General features: G+C 68.2%; 3 protein-coding genes. 2 read left to right on the forward strand and 1 reads right to left on the reverse strand.

Features of this window, described 5'->3' with window-relative positions; translation table 11 throughout:
* Window positions 1–14 precede the first annotated feature (14 nt).
* A complete protein-coding gene (leuS, locus tag AB6807_RS36480) occupies window positions 15–2,645 on the reverse strand; it encodes a leucine--tRNA ligase (protein WP_371088389.1) in 2,631 nt (876 codons plus the stop codon).
* Between the two features lie 212 nt (window positions 2,646–2,857).
* Between leuS and AB6807_RS36485 the strand changes: the two genes are divergently transcribed.
* Window positions 2,858–4,570, forward strand: a complete 1,713-nt coding sequence (locus AB6807_RS36485; protein WP_371088390.1) for an alpha-amylase family glycosyl hydrolase — start codon at window positions 2,858–2,860, stop codon at window positions 4,568–4,570.
* Window positions 4,571–4,575: 5 nt separating this feature from the next.
* Window positions 4,576–6,747, forward strand: a complete 2,172-nt coding sequence (gene glgB / locus AB6807_RS36490) for a 1,4-alpha-glucan branching protein GlgB (protein ID WP_371088391.1) — start codon at window positions 4,576–4,578, stop codon at window positions 6,745–6,747.
* Window positions 6,748–6,944: the final 197 nt, after the last annotated feature.

Raw genomic sequence — 6,944 nt, forward strand, 5'->3', positions numbered from 1 at the left:
GCTTGAGTCGTTCGTCAGAGAACCACGTTGACCAGGCGGCCGGGAACCACGATCACGCGCTTGGGCGGCGCGCCCTCGGCGAAGGCGACGAAGTCGTCGCAGGCGAGCGCCAGCTTCTCGATCTCGTCCTTGGAGGCGCCGGCCGGCACCAGCAGCTTGCCGCGCAGCTTGCCGTTGACCTGCAGCATCAGCTCGATCTCGTCCTGCACCAGCGCGCCGACGTCGACCGTGGGCCAGGCCGCGTCCAGCAGGCCGCCCAGGTCCTTGTCGTAGCCGAGCTCGTTCCACAGCTGCTGTGCGATGTGCGGCGTGGCCGGGTACATGCAGCGCAGCAGGATGCCGAAGCCCTCGCGCAGCGCGGCCGCGTCGCCCTTGCTGCCGTCGGGCTTGAAGCCCTCGAGCGCGTTGAGCAGCTTCATCGCGCCCGACACCACGGTGTTGTATTGCATGCGCTGGTAGTCGTAGTCGACCTGGCGCAGCACGGTGTGGACCTCGCGGCGCAGCGCCTGGGCGCCCTTGCCGAAGGTCTGGCCGGACAGCGCGACAGGCGCCACCTCGGCCTGCGCGGCACCGAAGTTCCACACGCGGCGCAGGAAGCGGTAGCTGCCTTCGACGGCCGCGTCGTTCCACTCGAGCGTGGCTTCGGGCGGCGCGGTGAACATGGTGTACAGGCGCGCGGTGTCGGCGCCGTACTTCTCGATCAGGTCCTGCGGGTCGACACCGTTGCGCTCGCTCTTGCCCATCTTGCCCACGCCGCCGTACTCGACCCGGGTGCCGTCGGCGGTGGTGCCGCCCGTGATGCGGCCCTGCGCGTCGAGCACGGCCGTCACCTCGGTGGGCGGGAAGTAGTCCTTGCCGCCCTTCTCGTTGCGCTTGTAGAAGATGTGGTTGAGCACCATGCCCTGCGTGAGCAGCTTGCTGAAGGGCTCGTCGGCCTTCACCAGGCCCAGGTCGCGCATCACCTTGGTCCAGAAGCGCGCGTACAGCAAATGCAGGATCGCATGCTCGATGCCGCCGATGTACTGGTCCATCGGCATCCAGTAGTCGGCGCCCTCAGCGACCATGGCCTGGTCGTTCTTCGGGTCGCAGTAGCGCATGAAGTACCACGACGAATCGACGAAGGTGTCCATCGTGTCGGTCTCGCGCCGCGCGGCCTTGCCGCACACGGGGCACACCACGCCGGCGTGGAAGCCTTCGTGCTTGTTCAGCGGGTTGCCGGAACCGTCGGGCACGCAGTCGGTGGGCAGCACCACGGGCAGGTCCTTCTCGGGGACCGGCACCGCGCCGTGCTCTTCGCAATGGATGATCGGGATCGGCGTGCCCCAGTAGCGCTGGCGGCTCACGCCCCAGTCGCGCAGGCGCCAGGTGGTCTGCAGCTCGCCCAGGCCCTTCTGGCCCAGGGCATGCGCCACGGCGGCCACGGCCTCCTTGTAGGTCATGCCGCTGAAGTTGTCGGAATTGATGGTGACGCCGCGCTGCTTGTCGCCGTACCAGTCCTGCCACTTGTGATAGTCGAAGTGCGGCTCGTCGTCCACCAGCACCACCTGGATGATCTCGATGCCGTACTTGTTGGCGAAGGCGAAGTCGCGCTCGTCGTGCGCGGGCACGCCCATGACGGCACCGTCGCCGTAGCCGATCAGCACGTAGTTGCCGACCCACACAGGCACCTGCTCGTCGGTGATCGGGTGCGTCACCGTGAGGCCGGTGGGCACGCCCTTTTTCTCCTGCGTGGCGAGCTCGGCCTCGGTGGTGCCGCCGTTCTTGCATTCCTCGATGAAGGCCGCGACCTTCGGGTCGAGCGTGGCGGCGTGCGCGGCCAGCGGGTGCTCGGGCGCCACGGCGCAGAACGTCACACCCATGATGGTGTCGGCGCGCGTGGTGAACACGTACATCCGGCCGTCCTGGATCGGCTTGCCGCCCGCGTCCTTGATGTCGTGGGTGAAGGCGAAGCGCAGGCCTTCGCTCTTGCCGATCCAGTTCTCCTGCATCAGCTTCACGCGCTCGGGCCAGCCCGGCAGCTTGTGCTGGGTGTGCTCGAGCAGTTCTTCGGCGTAGTCGCTGATCTTCAGGTAGTAGCCCGGGATTTCACGGCGCTCGACCGTGGCGCCGGTGCGCCAGCCCTTGCCGTCGATCACCTGTTCGTTGGCCAGCACGGTCTGGTCGACCGGGTCCCAGTTCACGACCTGGGTCTTGCGGTAGGCAATGCCCTTTTCGAGCATCTTCAGGAACAGCCACTGGTTCCACTTGTAGTAGCTCGGGTCGCAGGTGGCGATCTCGCGGCTCCAGTCGATGGCCAGGCCCATGGCCTGGAGCTGGCCCTTCATGTAGGCGATGTTCTCATAGGTCCACTTGGCCGGGGGCACGCCATTTTTCAGGGCGGCGTTCTCGGCCGGCAGGCCGAACGCGTCCCAGCCCATGGGCATCAGCACGTTGTAGCCGCTCATGCGCAGGTAGCGCGTGAGCATGTCGTTGATGGTGTAGTTGCGCACGTGGCCCATGTGCAGCTTGCCGCTGGGGTACGGCAGCATCGAGCAGGCGTAGTACTTCTTGCGGCTCGCGTCTTCGGTGACGCGGTAGGCATCGGCGGCGCTCCATTGCGCCTGGGCAGCGGACTCGACGTCGCTGGGTTTGTAGCTGGGGTTCATGTCGGCTCGGCAAGAGCCCGGCGCAAGGCGGCCGGGAACGCGGGATTATCGCGCCCGGGAGAAAGCCCCGGGCCGCAAACGCCGGCCGGGGGGCACGTAACCTGCGTGTTGCACCGGCCGCGCCTGCCCGGGCGCGGCTTTTTCGGCACGCAAGACCGCGCCCGTGGCCCGGATTTCGCATGCCACAATGTTTTTCGACCACAGGGACCGGCATGGGCAGCAACAGCGACAGCAGCGAACGCGACGGCGAAATCGACGGAAAAAGCAGCGATTGGTGGCGCGGCGCGGTGATCTACCAGATCTATCCCCGCAGTTTCATGGACAGCAACGGCGACGGCATCGGCGACCTGCCCGGCATCACGTCCCGGCTCGAGCACGTGGCCCGCCTGGGCGTCGATGGCATCTGGGTCTCCCCCTTCTTCCGCTCCCCCATGAAGGACTTCGGCTACGACGTGTCCGACTACCGGGCGGTCGACCCGCTGTTCGGCACGCTGGCCGACTTCGACGCCATGCTCGCGCGCATGCATGCGCTGGGGCTGAAGCTCATCATCGACCAGGTGCTCTCGCACACCTCCGACCAGCATGCCTGGTTCACCGAGAGCCGCAGCAGCCGCGACAACCCCAAGGCCGACTGGTACGTGTGGGCCGACCCCCGGCCCGACGGCACCCCGCCGACCAACTGGCTGTCGGTGTTCGGCGGCTCGGCCTGGCAATGGGACTCGCGCCGGCGCCAGTACTACCTGCACAGCTTCCTGGCCGAGCAGCCCGACCTGAACTTCCACAGCGCTGAGGTGCAGCAGGCCCTGCTGGGCGAGGTGCGCTTCTGGTGCGAGCGCGGCGTGGACGGCTTTCGCTTCGACGCCTGCAACCACCAGTTCCACGACGCGCTGCTGCGCGACAACCCGCCGGCCACGCTGGCCTCCATCGACGAGGTCAGCACCGTGCGCGCGGACAACCCCTACGCGATGCAGCAGCACCTGTACGACAAGAGCCAGACCGAGAACCTGGCGTTTCTCGAAAGCCTGCGCCGCCTGCTCGACGGCTACGGCGCGGTGGCGCTGGGCGAGGTCGGCGACGAAAACGCACCGCCCGTGATGGCGCAGTACACCGAGCTGGGCAAGCGCCTGCACCTGGCCTACAGCTTCAGCCTGCTGACGGCCGAGCACAGCCCGGCGCACCTGCGCCACCAGGTCGAGGCGCTCGACCACGCGCTGGCACCCACCGGCGGCTGGGGCTGCTGGGCGGTGTCCAACCACGACGTGCCGCGCGTGGCCACCCGCTGGAGCGGCGGCGGCCCGCCCGACACCCGGCGCGACCGGCTCTGGCTGGCGCTGCTGCTCACGCTGCGCGGCAGCGCCAGCATCTACCAGGGCGAGGAGCTGGGCCTGCCCGAGGCCGAGGTGCCCTTCGAGCTGCTGCAAGACCCCTACGGCCGCGCCTTCTGGCCCGAGTTCAAGGGCCGCGACGGCTGCCGCACCCCGCTGGCGTGGACCGCCGAGTCGCCCCACGGCGGCTTCACCTCCGGCACGCCCTGGCTGCCGGTGCACGGCGCGCACCTGCCGCTGGCCGTCGAGCAGCAGGCCGACGACCCCGGTTCGATGCTCGCCTTCAGCCGTGCGCTGCTGCACTGGCGCCGCACGCAGCCGCTGCTGCGCAACGGCGCCATCACCTTCTTCGACGCGCCCGCGCCGCTGCTGCACTTCGAGCGGCGCAGCGGGCGCCATTCGCTGCAGGCCGTGTTCAATTTTTCGGGCGAGCCGGTGTCGATGCCGCTGCCCGAAGGCGTGTTGCCCCTTGTCGGACAACCGCTGTCGGCCACCGCCGTCGTGCAGGGCACGGGTGACAGGCGCATGCTGGCGCTGTCGCCGTACGGCGTCTTCATCGGCGCGCCTGCCGGTGAAGCCACCGGCGCGGGAACCGACTGACCACCATGCCCCTGAAGCCGCTGCCCGAATCCGAAGTCCATGCGCTGATGCGCGCCGAGCACGGCGACCCCTTCGCCGTGCTGGGGCCGCACGAGACACCCGAAGGCCTGGTCGTGCGCGCCCTGCTGCCCGGCGCGCAGCGCGTGGCCGTGGTGCACTCGCGCACCGGCTGGCCGCTGGCCATCCTCACGCGCCACGAAGAGTCGGACCTGTTCAGCGGCCTCGTGCCCGCGGCCGAGGCCCGCATGGGCTATTCGTTCCAGGTCGACTGGGACTCGCACACCTCGCGCCTCGAAGACCCCTACCGCTTTCCTTTCGTGCTCGGCGAGACCGACGTGTGGCTGCTGGCCGAGGGCACGCACCTGCGGCCCTGGGAGCGGCTGGGCGCGCACCTGCGCGAGATGGACGGCGTGAAGGGCGTGGCCTTTGCGGTGTGGGCGCCGAACGCGCGGCGCGTGTCGGTGGTCGGCAACTTCAACAACTGGGACGGCCGGCGCCACGCGATGCGGCTGCGCCGCGAGTGCGGCGTGTGGGAAATCTTCGCGCCGCACGTGACCGTGGGCGACAGCTACGAGTTCGAGATTCTTTCGGCGCACGGCGACGTGCTGCGCAAGGCCGACCCGTTCGCCTTCTCGGCGCAGCTGCGCCCCGACACCGCCTGCGTGGTGCAGCCCCTGCCCGCCCCCGTGAAGATGCCCGAGGGCCGCGCCGAAGCCAACGAGCGCCACGCCCCCCTCAGCATCTACGAGGTGCACCTGGGTTCGTGGCGCCGCAAGAACGGCCACGAGTGGCTGGACTACCGCGAGCTGGCCGACACCCTGGTGCCCTACGTGCGCGACCTGGGCTTCACGCACATCGAGCTGCTGCCGATCAGCGAGCACCCCTTCGACGGGTCGTGGGGTTACCAGCCGATCGGCCTGTACGCGCCGACCTCGCGCTTCGGCACGCCCGGCGACTTCAGGCACTTCGTGGAGGCCGCGCACGCGGCGGGCCTGGGCGTGATCCTCGACTGGGTGCCCGCCCACTTTCCGACAGACGCGCACGGCCTGGGCAACTTCGACGGCACGCCGCTTTACGAGTACGCCGACCCGCGCGAGGGCTTTCACAACGACTGGCAGACGCTGATCTTCAACTACGCGCGCACCGAAGTGCGCAACTACCTGGTCGGCAATGCGCTGTACTGGCTGGAGCGCTACGGCGTGGACGGCCTGCGCGTGGACGCGGTGGCCTCGATGCTCTACCGCGACTACAGCCGCAAGGCCGGCGAGTGGGTGCCCAACGTGCTGGGCGGGCGCGAGAACCTGGAGGCCATCGACTTCCTGCGGCGCATGAACCGCGTGGTGGGCGTCGAGCGGCCCGGCGCCATCACCCTGGCCGAGGAATCGACCAGCTTCCCCGGCGTGACCCGGCCGCCGGAAGACGGCGGGCTGGGCTTCCACTACAAATGGAACATGGGGTGGATGAACGACACCCTGGCCTACGCCGGCACCGACCCGCTGTACCGCAAGCACCATCACCAGCAGATCACTTTCGGGCTGATGTACGCCCACACCGAGAACTTCGTGCTGCCGCTGTCGCACGACGAGGTGGTGCACGGCAAGGGTTCGATGATCGGGCGCATGCCCGGCGACGAATGGCAGAAGTTCGCGGGGCTGCGCAACCTGTACGGCTACCTGTGGGCGTATCCGGGGAAGAAGCTGCTCTTCATGGGCGGAGAGTTTGCGCAGTACGCCGAGTGGAACGCCGACCGCGCGCTGGACTGGCACCTGCTGGAACATGCGTCGCACCAGGGGGTGCGGCGGCTGGTGCGGGACTTGAACAACGTGTACCGGCACTTTCCGGCGCTGCACGAGCTGGACAACGACGGGGCCGGGTTCGAGTGGATCGTGCATGACGATTCGGAACAGTCGGTGTTTGCTTTTGTGCGTCGGGCACGGGACGGCTCTTTTGTCGTCGTGGTCTGCAACTTCACGCCTGTGCCTCGGCATGGGTATCGGCTGGGGGTTCCTTGTGCCGGGGCGTATCGGGAGATTCTCAATACGGACGCTTCCGTCTATGGGGGGAGCGGGGTTGGCAACGGGGTTGTGTCTACGTCTTCGGTGCCTTGGCATGGAAAGGCGGAGTCTGTTTCCGTGAGCTTGCCGCCGTTGGGGACTGTGATGTGGGTGTTGGGTTGAGGCTTTGTGTGTTGGGTTGTTTTCCGGGGCCGGGTCTCGCCCCGGCTGGCGATCTACTTTCTTTTGCTTCGCCAAAAGAAAGTAGCCAAAGAAAAGGCGACCCTGCTGTCTGCGTCCCTCCGCTTCGCTACGGGCAACCTGCGGTGCTCGACGTAGAGGGGGGTCCGCAGAACTCGCTTCGCTCAAACAGCTGCGGC

Origin of the sequence: Variovorax sp. RCC_210, from assembly GCF_041355175.1 — a bacterium.
GTDB lineage: Bacteria > Pseudomonadota > Gammaproteobacteria > Burkholderiales > Burkholderiaceae_C > Variovorax.

Coding starts and splice junctions, on each gene's coding strand:
- AB6807_RS36485 (WP_371088390.1), top strand. CDS start 2,858: ATGGGCAGCAACAGCGACAGCAGCGAACGCGACGGCGAAATCGACGGA.
- glgB (WP_371088391.1), top strand. CDS start 4,576: ATGCCCCTGAAGCCGCTGCCCGAATCCGAAGTCCATGCGCTGATGCGC.
- leuS (WP_371088389.1), bottom strand. CDS start 2,645: ATGAACCCCAGCTACAAACCCAGCGACGTCGAGTCCGCTGCCCAGGCG.